This window comes from Pelagicoccus sp. SDUM812003, from assembly GCF_031127815.1.
Classification (GTDB): Bacteria; Verrucomicrobiota; Verrucomicrobiia; order Opitutales; family Opitutaceae; genus Pelagicoccus.
This window is the reverse complement of record NZ_JARXHY010000001.1, coordinates 174,484-192,923: the sequence shown is the minus strand read 5'-3', so window position 1 is coordinate 192,923 and position 18,440 is coordinate 174,484. Positions and strand designations below refer to the sequence as shown.

Below are 18,440 nucleotides of genomic sequence, written 5' to 3'. Positions count from 1 at the left end.
AACAGACCTTGTCTTGTTTTTCACCTGTGTTGGGCCTGTAGCTCAGTCGGTTAGAGCAGTGGACTCATAATCCATTGGTCCTCGGTTCGAGTCCGAGCGGGCCTACCATAAGTCGTTTATTTTGAATGACTTATGGATTTCGACTGGATCGCTTGTAAAGCGGTTTCCGATTCTGTACTAGTTCTGTACTAGATTCGCCTTTCGTCCGAGAAACTGCCTCCGTGAACGGCAAGCGGCAAGGACATTCCGACAAGGCATCCGAATCGCACTTTTCGGAAGGATTTACCACCCAGCCGGTCTCCGACCCTTTCGCCGTCGAATAGACCAGAGCTCAGGCCCAAGAGTCCCCAATCCGGGCCGACTGCTCAGAAGCCATCGCAACTTCCCAAGCGACACTTTCAGAACTCCAAGCGGTCTTCGCGTTTGATCGGCACGGTCACCATGCGATGTACCGAGTGGCCAAACAACAAAAAATCCCCAGCCGCGTGCACGTCAGCAACGCAAAACTGGGGTTCTGCTAGTTAGACTTCCCGAAAGAACCTAGAATTCCAGAGTCGTACTGTAACTCGTATCGACTTCGGAATAGAACTCAATGGTCGTTTGAACGCTGGCATGCCTCAGGAAGCATTGTGCCGCGAAAATGTCGTTATCAATGCGGACTTGGTTTCCACCCGCCCCCCTCAGGTAATGTATCGGCTTTTCGTATACAACACCATGCGAGCGAAGCCATGCCTTCAATCGATCGGCCGTCGGCTCGCAGCGATAGTAGGTAGTCTCTTTGTCTTCCCCGGCCGGGCGGTCAGACGGCAGGACGAAGTCGCCGATGCGATTTTCAAAGCGCGAACGGAAATGAGCCAGAACCTTGTCGTTATAGATTTTGACATCCCCCTCAGACTGGTAGCTCTTGTATCCATACAAGACGCTCGCCCTGAGACTGAGAATCTTGCGATCAAAATCAAAAGCCGACCACAACAACATGTCCGCTTCCTTGAGCCGGAGCCCCAGAGCAGTAGCGAGCAGAAACAGGTCGTAGCAATCGGGGTCCTGCTCCTTGAGCTCTTGATTCGCTTTATCAATCAAGCCCTGCAGAGGCACCAATGTTCGAAAAACGACTTTCTTGGTCTTGAGCTTCTTTAAATCCAAGCCAGGGAAACTCGATAGACCGAATAGATCCCAAAGCGACGACTTCCTAAACACTGCCCACCAGGCAGCGATCAGCCCGTTCGGTGACCGTGGACTCTGCCGCTTTTCCGAGTCGCGACGGCAGAGCTCCACCTGGCGTTCCCGCCAGGCCATCAGATCCTGCTCCTTGATCGTCGAGAGCCTTACGGCTCCCACCTTTCGCTCAAAAGCCTTGCGCCTCGGCCCTGTCGTTACACTTGGAATCTCGATACCCTTGATCCACGCTACGACTCGCAGAACCTTGTTGCGGTAGTCTCGGTAGGTCTTCGGCGGCAAAATTCCAAGAGCCTTAAAGGCAGCCAAGAACTGAGCAACGGTAGCCTGCGAAAAATCGACCTCCTCGCCTTCGAGCGGTAAGCCGCCTCGTATCTTTTCTCGCGCCGCCAAGACAGCCAAGTCTGGATCGCTGGTTTTGAGATTGATCCAGCCTTGCTTGCCCCGCACGGACATTCGGAGGTAGAGATGCCTGCTAGGTTTCTTTTTGCCTCCGATGTAGTGAATGCGATGGTCGAGCCTGTAGCTCCGACCGTCGACGGTTACTGTCAACTGACCCTTAGGGTCGTTCCTAACTGCATGATCTAGTGCCATGCTACCCCTATTTTATTTAAGGTAGCCAAAGCAAAAAAAAGTTTTTGAGAGCGTCTACCCTGTCCATCGTCCACCGATTTGGACTCGTCCTCGTAAGGCGCATAGAAGGAGGATGGAAGAAACATCACGCCTTACTAGATCCTCAGCCGCTAGGCTGCTTGGAACCTCGCGACCAACCCTGATCAGAATCGACGCGACTCACCCTCACCTCGCGCCGCAAAAGCGAAACAGAACCGCGGTCGAGTACACGCTCGACCAGCTCGCTGAGGTTTCGAAACTCATGCGAGCAGAACCAAACCTGGAAGAGGCCAACAAACTTGGTTTTACGAAACAGCACCTACTCGGTTTCTACGTCGAGCTGCCTAAATCCAAGACACAGGTATCGAGTCCCTCAGATTTAAGCGGGGAAACCAAACTCGCGCTTGGCATCGCCGAGCAACTCAAGCTGCTCGCCGACGGCGTGTACCGCGAGCTGCCGCGAAACCTGCAGCTGGCTTTACAAAACGGTGTCCGCAAATCGAAGCCAGAGCTATTGATGATCGCTTCCATCCTCGCAGCGCTCCAAAGCGACGGCGATCAGACCTAGGCTACGTCAAGCACTACCTGCCCGAAGATATCCCTTGGCGACATTGCCCGCCACAAATCGGGCAAAAAAAGATTAACTTTTTTCGCCCAAACACTTTCGCGAGCGAACTAACGATTCATAGGAACCCTCGCCATGAGCAAAAACATAACACCGAACCGCGAGGGTACCGACGACTCTGTCGCCTGTTACTACCTCCCAACCACAACCATCTCTCGCTTGCTGAGCGGAGATCTAACCAAGACGCCGGCCTACTCCAGCGAGTACATCGAAGTCTATCGCGATCTGACGCTCGCCGCGATGCCCGGCCTCATCGAGTCCGCCGTATCAGCGGCCCGAAAAGGACGCGCCAAGGCCGAGGAAGCTTTCGAGAATAACACGACGTTTGAGGAGCCCCTATCCCTTAAGCCTCAAGAAGCGACGTCCTGCTTCATCGCCGATTCCGAGCTCAAGTCGTACCTTGAGCGCTACGAGGCCAGCACCAGCGACCGCATCCTGGCCTATCTCGTAATCGAGATTTTGACCTTCCTGGCCAAAAAGGAAACCCGGCGCAAGGCTGCACGGGCTTACGTGGACAAGATCGACCTCAAGGATCACCTGAAATTCATGGTCTCCGAAGTCGTCAAGACCGGCATCGCCAAGCCATTCACCGTCGAAGGAGGGAACGCACAATGAGCTCGCCAAAAAATCGATCCAGCAGCGGCCCGATCAGCAGCAAAGCCTCAAAGGAACATCTCGACCCTGAGTCTGAGCGCTCGCGCAAGGATCAGGTACTCTCCCGCACCGAAGCAGAAACCGAGCGTACCTTTGTCGTAACCAGGGCGTACGTCGAGATCGACGGCTACCAATACCGCTCTCTAGGAGTCGGCAAGGCCTGGCGACTCGACGGCACCCCGTACAAAAAAGGCGAGTTCGTGCCCGACATGGAAGCCAAGGCCGCAAAGCGTCGGAAGCGCAAATCGACCGAGTCCCGCGGCAAGGGCAAAGGCCGCCGCACCCGGTGGCACGACGTGCCGCATCCCTTGCGCAAGGAAACCATCACATTTTCTGGCGAGCACGACTATGCGCTCAAGGCCCTCGACAAATACGGCTACGACCTCGGGCCGTTCACCACAAAACTCGTGCTGTCCTTGCCCAGTCGCTGGGACGAGTGCGACTGGAGGTCAATGGCCTTGGCGTCCATACTACACACCGAGGCTGGGGCCATACACTCCCACCTCGCAACCACCGAGGTTGATGACGATGGAAAAAAGATCGGCCCACCGACTCCCGGCAACCAAAAATCCCCTCGCGCGGGGGAGGGACTCATCGGGACGCTGAGACTTATCAAGACCGGCCATATCACCGACCCGGTTGTTATCGCCGAAGCCGAGGCCTCGCTCGCCAAAAAGAGCGCTGCGAGCGGACAACCACCGCCTGACTATGTACTGAGTTGCTACGTCGACCGGAGCACCGAGCGATTTCTGAAGGAGCTCTCAAAAGACAAAGACCTCGCCCGGGTGATCCAGGAAGCTCGCGAAGGTTACGCTGCCAAGCACACCTTGCAAAAGTTCGCAGAAGCCCTCGCCCAAAATGTGCTAGACGCCCAAAGCGTTTTGAAACTCCTCGGAGGCCTACACCGCACCGTCATGCCCTTGCACGAAAATGTGAAAAGAGCACTCTCCGAAGCGGAACTGGAAGAGTCTTTCCAGATGAAATTCCAGGTGATGCAGCGGGTCCTGAAGCCAAGCGCAGACAAGGTCAACGAGTACTTCAAGGAGGTGGCTAAGAAAATAAAGGCAGCGGGCTTCGGCGAAATAAAAAAAGAGCCTCGCCCCACTCCGCACTTACCTGCCGCAGTAGAGGATTCGGCATCAAACGATGGCAAATCCAACGATGCCGACAAGTCGCCTCCTGCTGGAGCATTGGATCCTCAAACGTCGCCACCTCCGCCGTCATCCAAGGCAAAGAAGAAAGCCAAGAAACGGAAGCGTCCCGAGGACAAAAATCAACAGGACCATTCCGAGCCTGAGAAGCCGAAGGACATCGACGACTCCACGTCGTTCGGACTCTAGCAAAGCTTGTCACTATTCACAAAACTCAGCGCCGCTTCGTATCACGGAGCGGCGCTTTTCATTTCCATTTGCAACCCCAAGTGCAAAGACACCGACAACATCCACCAAAGTGTATCCAGATCCCAGCCGACGTCGCCTTTCGATATCGTGTAAGTCGACCTAGGGGGATTTGCCTTACTTGCCATCCCCTACCTAAAAAATTAGACAATCTTCCTCCCTCAGCGGCACACCACCTGCCGCCCACTTCCCGGCCGTATCCCGACAGCCCGCAGATCTCCGTCGCAAAAGCCCAACTTTTCCCGTTGCCCAGCCCTTCGTTAGCTCCGTACTTTCGCTGACGCTGCCACGCGCCGCCCTCGCCGGCGCGAGACCGCTTTTTTCCGCTTCCCTTTCCGCGGCGCTCACCCATCACTTTCCCATCCCTCATGGCCCTCAAGAAATCCGAACTTTACTCCTCCCTTTGGCAGAGCTGCGACGAGTTGCGCGGCGGCATGGACGCCTCCCAGTACAAGGACTACGTTCTCGTCCTCCTCTTCCTAAAATACATCTCCGACAAGTACGCTGGTCAGCCTTACGCTCCCATCGTCATCCCGGACGGTGCCAGCTTCGCCGACATGGTCAAGCTCAAGGGCAAGACCGACATCGGCGACCAGATCAACAAGCGCATCATCGCCCCGCTGGCCGCCGCCAACGAGCAGCTCTCCCAAGCCGACTTCCCCGATTTCAACGACGCCAACAAGCTCGGCTCGGGCAAAGAGATCGTCGACCGCCTCACCAACCTCATCTCCATCTTCCAGAAGAAGGAGCTCGATTTCTCGAGGAACCGGGCCGAAGGCGACGACATTCTGGGCGACGCCTACGAGTACCTCATGCGGCACTTCGCCACCGAGAGCGGCAAGTCCAAGGGCCAGTTCTACACCCCGGCCGAAGTCAGCCGCGTCATGGCCGCCATCCTAGGTATCCACGAAGCCCAGACGACCAACGCCACCACCGTCTACGACCCGACTTGCGGCTCGGGCTCCTTGCTGCTCAAGGTCGCGGGCGAGGCGGATTCCGACATCACCATCTACGGACAGGAAAAGGATTCCACCACCGCCCAGTTGGCTCGCATGAACATGATCCTGCACGACCGGCCAACCGCCACCGTGCGTCCGGGCAATACCCTCGCCAATCCCAAGTTCCTCCAAGGCGACGCCCTGCAGACTTTCGATTTCGTGGTCGCCAATCCACCCTTCAGCGACAAGCGCTGGACCAGCGGCCTCCATCCCGACGAGATCGGCGTACCGGCCGACAGCGACAGCGTCGACCAAGCCTCGCGCAACTTCCATCGCTTCGACGGCTTCGGCGTCCCGCCCGCCAAGCAAGGCGACTACGCCTACCTTCTGCACATCGTCCGCTCCATGAAGTCCACCGCCAAGGGAGCCTGCATTCTCCCGCACGGCGTGCTCTTTCGCGGCAATGCCGAAGCCGCCATCCGGCGTGAGCTGGTCAAGCGCGGCCTCCTCGCCGGTATCATCGGACTCCCAGCCAACCTCTTTTACGGCACGGGCATTCCCGCCTGCATCATCGTACTCGACAAGGAGCATGCCCAGGAGCGTCGCCCCATCTTCATGATCGACGCCTCCTCCGGCTTCATGAAGGACGGCAACAAGAACCGCCTCCGCAGCATGGACATTCACAAGATCGTGGACGTATTCAAGAAACGGATCGCGCTGCCCGGCTACGCCCGCGAAGTCCCCTTCGAGGAGATCGAGAAAAACGACTTCAATCTCAACCTCCCGCGCTACATCGACAGCCAAGCCAAGGAGGACATCCAAGACATCGAAGCCCACCTCCGCGGCGGCATCCCCCAGCGCGACATCGACGCCCTCGACCGCTACTGGCAAGTCTGCCCCAGCCTGAAAAGCTCGCTTTTCAAAGGTAGGGCTGTCTCGCCGAGACAGCCGCAACGCGCCTACTCCGACCTCACCGTCACCCCCGACCAAATAAAACCCACCATCCAATCCCACAAGGAATTCGCATCCTTCATTGCCTCCCTCGAAAAACACTTCGCTGCCTGGCGAAAGAAAGCCTCCGCTCAGCTCAAGCAACTCGATCTAGGCTTCCATCCCAAGACCCTCATTCACGAGCTCTCGGAAGACTTGCTCGAGCACTACGCCGATTCGCCGCTCATCGATCGCTACGACGTCTACCAGCACCTCATGGATTTCTGGGAGGAGACGATGCAGGACGACTGCTACCTAATCACGCAAGACGGCTGGATTGCCAAGCCCGAGCGTATCCTAGAAGAAATTACAAAAGGCAAAAAGAAGGGCCAGACCGTGGACAAAGGCTGGACCTGCGAGCTGGTGCCCAAGCCGCTCATCGTCGCCCGCTACTTCGCCGCCGAGCAAGCAGAGCTCGAAGCCCTCCAGTCCCAGCTCGAAGCCGCCACCGCCCGCCTCAAAGAGCTGGAAGAAGAACAAAGCGGCGACGACGGCGCCTTCTCCGACCTAGACAAAGTCAACAAAGCCAACGTCACCGCCCGCCTCAAAGAGCTCGGAATAAAAGGTGGCGCCCGACGTCCCGGCGGGCGCAGAAGCGCATCCACCACCCAACCTGACCTCCTCGCCGCGGAAGAATCCGCCTCCTACGGCTCCGAGACCTCCGTCGACGAAGTCGACGCCTTGCTCGCCTACCTCGAATCCTCCGAAGCAGAAGCCGCCCTCAAAAAGCAAATCAAGCAAGCCGAGTCCGAACTCGATGCTTTAGCGCTCGCTCACTACCCCAAGCTCACTCCCGAAGACATCAAGACCCTCGTCGTCGACGACAAGTGGCTCGCCACGCTCGCGACCGCCATCCACGGCGAAACCGACCGTATCAGCCAGAGCCTCACCCAACGCGTCAAAGACCTGGCCGAACGCTACGCCCAGCCGCTCCCCGAACTCACCACCCGCGTCACCGACCTAGAGTCCAAAGTCAGCCAGCACCTAGAAAGGATGGGCTTCGCATGGCAGTGAAAAATGGATACAAGCAAACGGAGGTTGGTGAGATTCCGGAGGATTGGGATGTCGTTCCAGTCAGCCAAAAAGGAAAAGTTGTCACTGGGAAAGCATTGGCAGTAAATGCTCCCGGCAGACAGCGCCCTTACCTCAGAACTAAGAATGTCTTCGATGGTCGTATTGTCACTGATGATGTGCTCACGATGCCGATGACCGATGAGCAGTTTACACAATTTCAGGTGCGATCTGGCGACGTCCTCTTGAACGAGGGGCAAAGTTTAGAGCTCGTTGGGCGTTGTTCCATCTACCAAGGCGAATACCCAGAACCATGTGCTATTCAAAATGCACTTCTCCGCTTCCGGTCTTTCGCTGACGCATCGGCAAAATACGCGTCGTACCTATTTCGATACTGTCAGCAGACAGGTGTGTTTGCAAAAATCGCCCTTCAAACGACTTCGATCGCACACCTTGGAGGCTCGCGACTTGAACGATTGCCTCTCGCGTGGCCACCCACCAAAGCCGAACAAGAAGCCATCGCCGAAGCCTTAAGCGATGCGGATGCCCTCATTGAATCCCTGGAGCAACTCATCGCCAAAAAACGCCAAATCAAACAAGGCGCCATGCAGCAACTCCTCACCGGCCAAAAACGCCTCCCCGGCTTTTCCGGTGATTGGGGCAAGGCAGTTTTGGAAGAGGTAGCCGACTGCTTGGACAATCTCCGCGTCCCGCTCAACGATGCTGAACGTCAAAAAAGAAAGGGCAGCATACCATATTGCGGAGCGAATGGCGTTTTGGACTACATCAATGACTACGTTGTCGATGACGATGTTATCTTGATGGCCGAAGATGGTGGTTACTTCGATGAGTACATGTACCGTCCGATTGCTTATCGTATGACCGGAAAGTGCTGGGTGAACAATCACGCTCACATACTCAAGGCCAAACAGGATACTGACCAAGGATTCCTTTTCTATTCGCTAGTCCACAAAAACCTAATGCCATTCATCGCTAGCGGCACTCGTGCAAAACTGAACCGCTCCGAACTCAACAAGATCGAGGTCACGATTCCTGGCAGCAAAGCCGAGCAAACCGCCATCGCCGAAACGCTCAGCGACATGGACGAGGAAATCGCCGCCCTCGAAGCCAAGCTCTCCAAAGCCCGCCAACTCAAGCAAGGCATGATGCCAGAACTCCTAACCGGCAAAACCCGACTCCTCTAGAGCACCCCCGAACGACATGAAAACCAAAGTCTACGGATTCAAATTCAAGAACGATATTGTACCCCGTGCGATGAACATCACCGATCTTTACGGTTTCATGTCGGCCAACGCTGGAGCGAAACTAGGTAAACTGTATCAATATGGTGCGACCAAAGTTACTTTTGAAGGTAAGGACGGACCGATGGAATGGTGGGCCGGTATGATCCTCAAGGTGCGCGATTCGAAGGCGTTCACGAAGCTGACGGAGTCGGATGGGAAGACAACTCTTACGGCGGAAATTCTGGCAGAGAATGAAAAGCTTGTTGAGTTAACGTATTTCATTGCCCACCCAGAAACCGGGAGTGGTTTGCTTGCCCATCACTATCATGGTACTAGCATTACTTCATTTGCGGTGATATGCCGGAAGCTTTTTGCGGCAGAAGCCAGGCTCCAAAAGGAGGCTGCAGTATCCGGGAAAACCAAAAAAGAAGCCAAAGAGATAGCACAGGACTACAAAGGGACCTTATCGCTCATACAGCTTTGTAATGATACTGATTTGAAAGACCTCGTAAAGGGATTGAAACGGGTATCCAGCTTCGAGTTACGTCTGGCGACTTTGGAAACGAAGGAGACATTCCTTCGCGGAATCGTAGAAAAGGCATCTAACGAAATCATTAAGCTTACATTCCCCCCTGATTCCGATATCGAGGAGCTAGCGGATTCGGCAGTTGAGCTTTCAAATGCTCAAGAGGTCGCTGAGGTAATCGTATCTGGATATGATTCAAACAAGAATCGAAGACAGTTTTTCAAGGACAAGAATCCTTTGGTCTTCAATGAATTCGACTACGACGAATCAATCAAAGACCTCGTTCTCGATTTGGATGATTGGCCCAAATCGATTGGCGGATCTGAGGTTGTCAGCAAACTGGCTGCCATGGCTTCGGGTGAGAGCGTATTGAATCTATTGCTACACGCATGAGATGAAAAAGTTCTTCGCAGTTCTAGTTTCGTCCGTGTTGATCTCGACTGTCGGGTTCTATGTTTTGCTAGAGCGCTACGTTGGGTGTGCGGACCATTGGGTTTCTGGATATTTCACGAATGCCAGAGTTCCAATGTTTACTGGTTTCCTGACCTTGGGGAGCTTTCTACTTACTCTTCAGACGGGAATCATTCAGAGACTGAAAGAGGCATACGAGAGTACCGACCATGCTCGCAAGATAAGGCAGTTGAGAGACAAAGGAAAAGAGGTACGCTACTATGGTAGCTTGGAAAGAGTAGGAATCGCATTATCTACTAACGTGATTTTGGCTCTGACGACATCACTTTCCCAGATGACGTTGGGCTTTGTTCAGACTAACTGGTCGACGGCGATCTGTGTCGGCCTTGGTTTCACGACAATTGCTCTGGTTGTATACCTTACTGTACAGCTCGTTTTGGCTCACCATCAATGGTTCAAGAAGATTGAGGCTGAGAAGTCTCCAGAAAGTAATCGCAGCTAGATGAAATCCTACAACAGAGTCATGGCCGGGCAGCAAAGCGTGTATGCGGATCGCTGCTACAAGGAAGGATTTATCGGAGTCGACTACGGTATCCGCGAGGACCTTACGGGACGGCTCCCTGAAAATTGGCGTGAATTCAACAAGGAGTTTAGGCCGATCTACTTGGAGAAACATCCGGGCAAGAGTGCCATCGCGGCGGGATTGGCCTGCGGCTTCACCTGGACAATGAGCAAAGGCCTCAAGGAAGGCGACGTGATCATCACCCCAAATGGTTCAGGACGTTACCGAGCGGGCGAAATCACCTGACCCTATTATTACGCTCCCGACGATATCCTCCCTCATCGAAGGTCCGTCACTTGGTACAGCGACCTCTTCGATCGGGCAGACATGAGAGAAGCCCTGCAACGCTCTACCAACTCAACCGGCACCTGCTGCGACATCACCGGCTACGCGGAAGAACAGGAGAAACTCATTGGTGGCCAAGCAGTGAGGCCTGACATAATTGTTTCCGATGAGACCGTTGAAGACCCATCTGTGTTCGCTCTGGAGAAGCACCTCGAAGACTTTCTCGTCGCCAACTGGCAGTACACCGATCTTGGTAAGAGCTACGACATCTATTCCGAAGACGGCGAAGTAAAAGGGCAGCAGTGCCCAAGCGATACGGGACCGATCGACATCCTCGCGGTCAGCAAGGATCAGAAGGAGATCCTGATTATCGAACTCAAACGCGGCCGGGCCAGCGATGTAGTCGTAGGACAGATACAACGCTACATGGGTTACGCCATGGAAGAACTCGCTGAGCCCCATCAAACGGTACGCGGGGTGATCATCGCCCTCGAAAACGACCTAAAACTCCGCCGTGCCCTTCGGGCTGCGACCAACATAGACTTTTACCGGTACCAAGTCAGCTTTCGGCTGCTGAAGGACTCCTAGCTCCTAACTCTTGGCCAACCTTAAATGCTTACTCTTGTCTCTCTGAACCAGTCTTCCCTAAATAAACGTTAATGAACCGCATCGCAGTCAGTCCAACAGTCCTTCGCTGGGCGCGTGAGCGCGCGGGATTGGCTGTGTCTGACCTGGTTTCGAAGTTTCCGCACTTGGCGGAGTGGGAGGCGGAGCAGGAGCAGCCTACGATGAAGCAGCTCGAAGCCTTTGCGAAGGCGACTCGGATTCCATTTGGGTACCTCTATTTGCCGGAGCCGCCGGAAGTGTCCTTGCCCTTTGCTGACTTCCGTACACTGGAAAGCCGTCGTCCCCAAGGGATCAGTCCCGACCTCATGGAAACGATACAGTCCATGCAGCGTCGACAGTCTTGGTTGCGGGAGGAGCGAATCGAAGCGGAAGCGGATGTTCTGTCTTTTGTCGGGTCGGCCGACCTTTCCGACAATCCGGAAGCGATCGGTCGAGAAATGCGTCGCGTGGTTGGGCTTGACGATGGCTGGGCTCACAGGGTGCCAACTTGGACCGCTGCCGTCGGAGAGCTTCGCAATGCAATCGAAGCCTTGGGCGTAATGGCGGTGATCAATGGGGTGGTAGGGAACAACACGCGTCGCAAGTTGGACGTGAAGGAGTTTCGAGGCTTCGCTTTGAGCGACCCGCATGCCCCGCTTGTCTTCGTCAACGGCTCCGACGCGAAGTCCGCCCAGATGTTTACTCTCGCTCACGAGTTAGCTCATCTTTGGCTTGGCGAAGCGGGCGAAGGCCTGTCGGGATTCAAGGGGCTTCAACCGGATGGCGATGCGGTGGAGCGTTTCTGCGACCAGGCAGCAGCGGAATTTCTTGTTCCTGAGGCGGAGATGCGAGCGGCATGGCCGAGTGTCGCGAATAGCGATACCCCATTCGAGAAGTTGGCAGGGCGTTTCAAAGTGAGTCCGGTTGTAGTCGGCCGTCGGGCAATGGACCTCCGACTCGTCGACCGTGAGGAGTTCTTTAGTTTCTATCGCTTCTACACCCAACAGGAGCGTCGAATGAAGGCTGCTCGTACTGGGGGCGGGGATTTTTACAACAACCAGAATACGCGAGTCGGTCGGTTGTTCGCCTCGCAAGTCATTCGGGCTGCCAAGGAAGGACGCATCGGTTTCAAGGAAGCCTACGATCTGTCTGGCCTGAATGGCGGGGCTTTTCAGAAGTACGCACGGAAGATTGGAGTTCCCCTGCCATGAGCAATAACCTCAGCTACCTGATCGATTCGGACGTGCTGATTACGGCCAAGAACCGCTATTACGCGTTTCCGATTTGTCCAGGTTTCTGGGAAAGTCTCCTTCATGGGTATTCGAGCGGCAGTCTGCACAGCATCGATCGCGTGAAGCAGGAGCTTCTCAATGGTAGTCCCGATGACGATCTCGTCAAATGGGTCAGCAACTCGGTACCCAACGAGTTCTTTCATACCTGTGGTGTGAGCGACGTCGTCGACGCTTTCCGTGAGATCATGATGTGGTCGCAGCGTCACACCCGTTTCACCGACGCGGCAAAGGCGAAGTTCGCCAGTGGGGCAGACGGATGGCTGGTCGCTTACTGTCGTGTGTATGGAACGACCGTCGTGACCAACGAGCAACCCGCCCCCGAATCCAAGAAGGAAATCAAGCTTCCCGATGTCTGCGACGAATTTTCCGTCCGCTACGAAGACACGTTCTCCATGCTTCACAGACTCGGGGCGCAGTATCGTTTCACGCCTTGATGCGAGAACAACTCCTTCTCGGAAATTTAATTAGCGCCAGGCCTTATTTAAAAGTTGGGCTCAAAATTTAGTTCGACGGATTTTACGCTCCGGCATAGAAGCATGAATACTTTGGCGAGATCGCGGAAAGCTGAAAACAAACGCAGGAGCCTAATCAGCTTTGATGGCCCTGGACATCGCGTCCCGCATAAATCGCATGGGGGGAATTGGCTTACTTGCCAAATACAGAACTCAAACTTACACAACATGCGTCCTTTTGTCGATGGCCCTCCACCCAAAGTGAAAGTGGCCGTACACGAGAGCGATACAGCCCAAGCCTTGCCGAGGATCCCACCCCTGCCAAACTTTCGAAGAAGGCCGAGAAGAAGAGCGAAAACAGTTCCGAGGAGCTCGCCTGTTTCGAATGCGAAACAGGCCGACTCCGTACAGTCTATCGAGACTACCAAACAAGCTTATCCTCAGGTACAGAGGTGACGGTATCCAATGTTCCCACGCTACATTGCGACCACTGCGGCTATCTGGTTATCGGCAATGACGGAAATAGGAAGATCGACGCCTGGCTCAATAAACTGACGCCCTCATCACACCCGATGAAGTCCAAACCTTCCTGACAAAGTATTGTATTGTCTGACACAACGCGAAGCTTCAGGCATCATGGGATTCGGAGAGAACAATATTACTCGTTGGCTCACGGGGCACTCTCGACCGCCCAATTCGGAACGCAATTTTTAGAAGTAATTAGGCGCCGGGGTCACTAGGGAATTGAATTTGACGAAGCCAGTTCCGATCTAGTAACTTTCACATATGCGGCATGAGGACGAAAACTCGGAACTTGTTGAAGCGCAATTGCCTCCGTTGTCAGGTATTGCCTTTCACGGAGCCCGCGAGCAGGTACTGAATTCCGGGAATAGCGTCGTCGAAATGGAGAACGGCGACCTTTTCCGCATCGAACCCAATCGCAAGAAGGTCTTCCTCAAGTCGATAGGTTCTCCCTACAAGGTGAAAAAAGGCGAAGTCCGTCGCATCAAATGACTGCAGGCACGCCTCGCGTCCGGATGTTCGCCGGTCCGAACGGTTCAGGGAAAAGCACGCTAAAGGGGGTCATCGGCCCCGAACTCTATGGAGTGTACATCAACGCGGACGAAATTGCACAGGGACTTCAACAAACGGGAAAATTCGATTTGTCTGCCTTCGGGCTAAAGGGATTGGGCGTCCAGCTGAACCAGTTCCTGGAAATCTCAGACCGCCTTGCCGACTTGAAGTCAATTGGGCTTCTGATTGGCGAGAACAGTTTATCCCTTCCAAGGGAGTCGACCTCCCCTTACCTTGCGGCAGTCCTCGCAGAATTCGTCCGGCACGAGCTTTTGAAAGCGAGGAGGAGTTTTACCTTTGAAACGGTGATGTCACATCCGAGCAAGGTTGAGCTGCTTCGTGAAGCTCAGTCGGCTGGCTATCGAACCTATTTGTACTTCGTGGCCACGGAGGACCCGGACATCAACTGCTCACGGGTCGAGAACCGGGTGCGAAAAGGCGGTCATTCAGTGCCTCCAGACAAAACGGTATCGCGATACTACCGCTCTCTCGATTTGCTATGGGACGCTATCCAGGTTTCGAATCGAGCATTCGTTTTCGACAACTCTAGCGACAATGTAGAAAAGTCCTGGCTGGCTGAAATCACGGACGGAGAAACACTCGAATACAAATCGGATACCATTCCACAATGGTTCAAACGCTACGTACTCGATAAAGCGACTGATAGCTAGCGATCCATTCATCTCCCAACTCTTGAATCCCCCTCCCCTCATGACAATTGGCCAAGCGGAACGCGTTACCCAGAATCGAGTCGTCGCCTTGTTCGTCGACGAACTGAAATACCGCTACCTCGGCCATTGGCAGGACCGGGCTGGCAACAGCAATGTCGAAGAAGCAGTCTTGGGAGACTACCTTACGAGAGCGGGCTATCGCAACGAGCAGATCAGCCGGGCCATCCACTCGCTAAAGGTCGAGGCGAGCAATCGCAGCCGCACGCTCTACGAAAACAATAAGGCCGTGTATTCACTCCTGCGCTACGGCGTGCCGGTGAAGGCTGAGGCTGGCGAAAACACGGAGAGCATCCAGCTCATCAATTGGGAAACTCCCGAGGCCAACGACTTCGGCATCGCCGAGGAAGTGACCGTGCATGGCCAGCATGAGAAGCGACCAGACGTGGTTCTCTACGTGAACGGGATCGCGCTCGGCGTGCTGGAACTGAAAAACAGCCGCAAGTCGATAGGAAACGGGATACGGCAGAACATCAACAACCAGAAGCCGGAATTCATAGGGGACTTCTTCGCGACGATGCAGCTGGTGTTGGCTGGCAACGACTCGGAGGGGCTGCGCTACGGAACGGTTGGAACTCCAGAGAAGTACTACCTGAAATGGAAGGAAGACGAGGACGACAATGCTCGCCTCAAGCTGGACAAGTACCTGCTGAAGCTCTGCGACAAGAAACGTTTCTTGGAAATCGTGTACGACTTCGTGCTCTTCGACGGCGGAATCAAGAAGGTCCCGCGGCACCACCAGTACTTCGGGATCAAAGCCGCCCAGGAACGCATCGCCCGAAAGCAAGGCGGCATCATCTGGCATACGCAAGGCAGCGGAAAGAGCATCGTCATGGTGCTGCTCGCCAAGTGGATATTGGAGAACAACCCCGAGGCGCGTGTCGTAGTGGTCACCGACCGCGACGAACTGGACAAGCAGATCGAAAGCGTCTTCTCCAGCACGGGCGAAAAGATCCACCGAACGCGAAGCGGCCGCGACCTGATGAGCCAGCTCTCGCAAGCGAAACCGCGCCTGCTCTGTTCGCTCGTTCACAAGTTCGGCAAAAAGGGGGTGGACGACTTTGACCGCTTCATCAGGGAACTGGAGTCGCAGCCCAGCGCAACGGTGGGCGAGCTCTACGTCTTCGTCGACGAGTGCCATCGTACGCAAAGCGGAAAGCTGCACCGGACGATGAAAGCCCTTATCCCGCAAGCGATCTTCATCGGATTTACAGGCACTCCCCTGCTGCGTCGCGACAAGCAGACCACGCTGGAGGTATTCGAACGGTACATACACACTTATCGCTTCGGAGAAGCCGTCGAGGACGAGGTGGTGCTAGACCTGGTATACGAGGCTCGAGACATAGATCAACGCCTTGGGTCGCCCGAAAAGGTGGACGCTTGGTTCGACTCGAAAACGCGCGGCCTGAACGATTGGCAGCGCGCCGCCCTGCGCGAGCAATGGGGAACGAAGCAGAAGGTGCTAAGCTCTCGGTCCCGCATGGACCGGGTGGTGAGCGACATTATCTTCGACTTCAATGTGAAGCCTCGCCTGAGCAACCAACGCGGCAACGCGATCCTCGTGGCCTCCAGCATCCACGAGGCCTGCAAGTACTTCGAGCTCTTCCAGAACACCCCATTCAAGGGGAAGTGCGCCGTTATCACCTCCTACAATCCACAGGTCAGCGATATCAACCAGGAGGATACCGGAGAGAACACGAAAACCGAAAAGGAGTTCGTTTACCACCTCTATCAAAAGCTACTGAAGGACGTGAAGCCGCAAGGCAGCATGACCAAGACGGAAGCCTACGAGGATCGCTCCAAGCAATTGTTCGTAGAGGAGCCTGCTCGCATGAAGCTGCTCATCGTCGTGGACAAGCTGCTTACCGGCTTCGACGCGCCCAGCTGCACCTACCTCTACATCGACAAGTCGATGCGCGACCACGGTCTCTTCCAGGCGATTTGCCGTACCAACCGTCTTGATGGGGAAGACAAGGATTTTGGATACATCGTCGACTACAAGGACCTCTTCCAGAACCTAGTCAACGATCAGCAGACCGGAGCCCTCCAGGTTTACACCTCCGAATTGGACAAGGACGAGTGCTCCGAAGGCAACTCCGAGATCCTACTGCAAGATCGACTGGAGCGCGGAAGGCAAAGGCTAGAGGACGCTCTGGAATCGCTCGCCGCCTTATGCGAACCCGTCAGAAGTCCGCGCGGCGAGCTGGAGCATATCCAGTATTTTTGCGGCAACACGGAGATCGCCTCCGACCTGGAAGAAAGGGAGCCGAGACGGGTCGCTCTTTACCGCAGCGTAGCTTCCCTGGTGCGTGCCTTCGCCAGCGTTTCGGATGAGCTGGACGCTGCCGGCTTCAACGCAGGAGAGGCGGAGCGCATCAAGGGCGAGATCGACCGCTACCTGAAGCTTCGAGAAATCATCCGTCGAGCCAGCGGAGAGACGATCGACCTGAAAGCCTACGAGGCCGACATGCGGCATTTGATCGATACCTACATCGAGGCCAACGAATCCCGAAAAATTTCTTCCTTCGACGAAACGCCGCTGGTCGATCTCATCGTTTCGTCCGGAATCGACGAAGCGGTTAACAGTTTGCCCGAAGAGATGCGGAACAACCCGGAGTCGGTCGCTGAAACGATCGAGAACAATGTTCGCAGCACCATCATTCGCGAGCACCTGAACGACCCCGCGTACTACGAACGCATGTCCGCCCTGCTCGACGAGATCATCGCCGCCCGTAGGCGCAGGGCCATGGAGTACGAAGAGTACCTGCGCCGCATCGCCAATCTAGCCAGAGATGTCGGCCGAGGAGCAGATGACTCGACACCTTCGAAAGTTAGGACCGCCGGGCAAAGAGCGATCTACAACAATCTCCAGTCGGATACTGCAGCGGAAGCCGCAGGCCGGTACGCTGAAGCGGACTCGAACGATCCGACGGCCGACCTGGCACTGGTTATCGACAAGACGATCAAGCAAGTCAGCCCGCACGGCTGGAGAGGACACGAAGCGAAAGAGCGGACCATCAAGGCCGCCTTGTTCGCGATTCTGCAAAACGAAGACGAGGTTGAGAAGATCTTCCCCATCCTGAAGCAGCAAAGCGAATACTGATGGTCGAGCAGTTGAAGTTGAATGACCTTTCGGTGGACTTGGTTCGCAAACGAATCAAGAACGTCCATCTCTCCGTCTACCCGCCAACGGGGCGTGTGCGCATCGCGGCTCCGGAAGAGATGAATCTGGAGACGATCCGGGCGTTTGCGGCCAACAAGCTCCCTTGGATCCGGAAGCAGCAGCGCAAACAGATCGCCCAAAAACGAGAGCCGAAACGAGAGTTTCTCGAACGCGAGAGCCACTACCTCTGGGGGAAGCGCTACTTGCTGTCGCTTGCTGAAAAAAAGGCGAAGCCGAAGGTCGAACTCAAGCACCGCAAAATTGCGCTGACGATACGGCCGGGGGCGAGCGAGAGAAAGCGTCAGCAGGTCATAGAAGATTGGTACCGAAAGCAACTGGCCGACGCGTTGCCATCGATCATCGTCAGGTGGGAAAAGGTGATCGGTGCCACGGTATCCGATTGGCAGGTTCGCAAAATGAAAACCAAGTGGGGTTCCTGCATTCCGCAGAACAGAAAGATCATCGTAAACCTCGAGCTCGCCAAGAAGCCGAAGGAATGCCTCGAGTACATCGTTGCACACGAGATCGTCCACTTGATCGAGCCGACCCACAACGACCGCTTCAAATCGATGATGAACCTCTACGTTCCCCAGTGGAAGGAACACCGTAAGGTTTTGAACCGAATCCCCGTAAGCCACCGGGAGTGGAGTTATTGAATGATGAGCGGTACTTGACGCTGCATCCCACCACATCG

Annotated in this window: 17 protein-coding genes and 1 tRNA gene; 17 read left to right on the top strand and 1 reads right to left on the bottom strand. The window is 55.2% G+C overall.

All coding sequences use genetic code 11. The features are described 5' to 3' along the window. Positions 1-31: 31 nt before the first annotated feature. Positions 32-108 (top strand) — tRNA-Ile (locus QEH54_RS00685). A 432-nt stretch (positions 109-540) separates the two neighbouring features. Here the strand turns inward: QEH54_RS00685 and QEH54_RS00680 are convergent. Continuing rightward, on the bottom strand, positions 541-1,728 hold the full coding sequence (locus QEH54_RS00680; RefSeq protein WP_309016682.1) for a hypothetical protein: 1,188 nt from the start codon (positions 1,726-1,728) through the stop codon (positions 541-543). A 322-nt stretch (positions 1,729-2,050) separates the two neighbouring features. Here QEH54_RS00680 and QEH54_RS00675 point away from each other — a divergent pair, with 322 nt between their 5' ends. The 16 genes from QEH54_RS00675 (at position 2,051) to QEH54_RS00600 (ending at position 18,402) form a co-directional block, all read left to right on the top strand. After that, positions 2,051-2,356 (top strand): hypothetical protein, encoded by a 306-nt coding sequence (locus QEH54_RS00675; RefSeq protein ID WP_309016681.1) that lies wholly within the window; start codon positions 2,051-2,053, stop codon positions 2,354-2,356. Positions 2,357-2,488: 132 nt separating this feature from the next. Next, on the top strand, positions 2,489-3,028 hold the full coding sequence (locus QEH54_RS00670) for a hypothetical protein (RefSeq protein WP_309016680.1): 540 nt from the start codon (positions 2,489-2,491) through the stop codon (positions 3,026-3,028). Then, entirely contained in the window at positions 3,025-4,407 is a 1,383-nt protein-coding gene (locus QEH54_RS00665) for a hypothetical protein (protein ID WP_309016679.1), read from the top strand. Before QEH54_RS00670 ends, QEH54_RS00665 begins: the two co-directional genes overlap by 4 nt. A gap of 6 nt (positions 4,408-4,413) precedes the next feature. Continuing rightward, positions 4,414-4,560, top strand: a complete 147-nt coding sequence (locus QEH54_RS00660) for a hypothetical protein (protein WP_309016678.1) — start codon at positions 4,414-4,416, stop codon at positions 4,558-4,560. Between the two features lie 272 nt (positions 4,561-4,832). After that, the gene (locus QEH54_RS00655; RefSeq protein WP_309016677.1) at positions 4,833-7,406 is read left to right on the top strand and encodes a class I SAM-dependent DNA methyltransferase; all 2,574 of its coding nucleotides are present in this window, start codon (positions 4,833-4,835) and stop codon (positions 7,404-7,406) included. Next, positions 7,397-8,608, top strand: a complete 1,212-nt coding sequence (locus tag QEH54_RS00650) for a restriction endonuclease subunit S (RefSeq protein ID WP_309016676.1) — start codon at positions 7,397-7,399, stop codon at positions 8,606-8,608. Before QEH54_RS00655 ends, QEH54_RS00650 begins: the two co-directional genes overlap by 10 nt. A gap of 16 nt (positions 8,609-8,624) precedes the next feature. Beyond that, entirely contained in the window at positions 8,625-9,566 is a 942-nt protein-coding gene (locus QEH54_RS00645; protein WP_309016675.1) for a hypothetical protein, read from the top strand. A 1-nt stretch (position 9,567) separates the two neighbouring features. Next, positions 9,568-10,086, top strand: coding sequence for a hypothetical protein (locus QEH54_RS00640; RefSeq protein ID WP_309016674.1), 519 nt, complete (start codon positions 9,568-9,570; stop codon positions 10,084-10,086). Beyond that, on the top strand, positions 10,087-10,392 hold the full coding sequence (locus QEH54_RS00635; protein WP_309016673.1) for a hypothetical protein: 306 nt from the start codon (positions 10,087-10,089) through the stop codon (positions 10,390-10,392). An 81-nt stretch (positions 10,393-10,473) separates the two neighbouring features. Next, positions 10,474-11,019 (top strand): endonuclease NucS domain-containing protein, encoded by a 546-nt coding sequence (locus tag QEH54_RS00630; protein ID WP_309016672.1) that lies wholly within the window; start codon positions 10,474-10,476, stop codon positions 11,017-11,019. 134 nt (positions 11,020-11,153) lie between these two features. Then, positions 11,154-12,248, top strand: a complete 1,095-nt coding sequence (locus QEH54_RS00625) for an ImmA/IrrE family metallo-endopeptidase (RefSeq protein WP_309016671.1) — start codon at positions 11,154-11,156, stop codon at positions 12,246-12,248. Then, the gene (locus QEH54_RS00620) at positions 12,245-12,763 is read left to right on the top strand and encodes a DUF4411 family protein (protein WP_309016670.1); all 519 of its coding nucleotides are present in this window, start codon (positions 12,245-12,247) and stop codon (positions 12,761-12,763) included. The genes QEH54_RS00625 and QEH54_RS00620 overlap by 4 nt, the downstream gene beginning before the upstream one ends. A gap of 804 nt (positions 12,764-13,567) precedes the next feature. Continuing rightward, on the top strand, positions 13,568-13,795 hold the full coding sequence (locus QEH54_RS00615) for a hypothetical protein (RefSeq protein WP_309016669.1): 228 nt from the start codon (positions 13,568-13,570) through the stop codon (positions 13,793-13,795). After that, positions 13,792-14,526 (top strand): zeta toxin family protein, encoded by a 735-nt coding sequence (locus QEH54_RS00610; RefSeq protein WP_309016668.1) that lies wholly within the window; start codon positions 13,792-13,794, stop codon positions 14,524-14,526. The genes QEH54_RS00615 and QEH54_RS00610 overlap by 4 nt, the downstream gene beginning before the upstream one ends. Positions 14,527-14,566: 40 nt before the next feature. Then, positions 14,567-17,686: an HsdR family type I site-specific deoxyribonuclease gene (locus tag QEH54_RS00605; RefSeq protein ID WP_309016667.1), complete on the top strand. Its 3,120-nt coding sequence runs from the start codon at positions 14,567-14,569 to the stop codon at positions 17,684-17,686. Further along, the gene (locus QEH54_RS00600; RefSeq protein WP_309016666.1) at positions 17,686-18,402 is read left to right on the top strand and encodes a SprT family zinc-dependent metalloprotease; all 717 of its coding nucleotides are present in this window, start codon (positions 17,686-17,688) and stop codon (positions 18,400-18,402) included. Before QEH54_RS00605 ends, QEH54_RS00600 begins: the two co-directional genes overlap by 1 nt. Positions 18,403-18,440 lie beyond the last annotated feature (38 nt).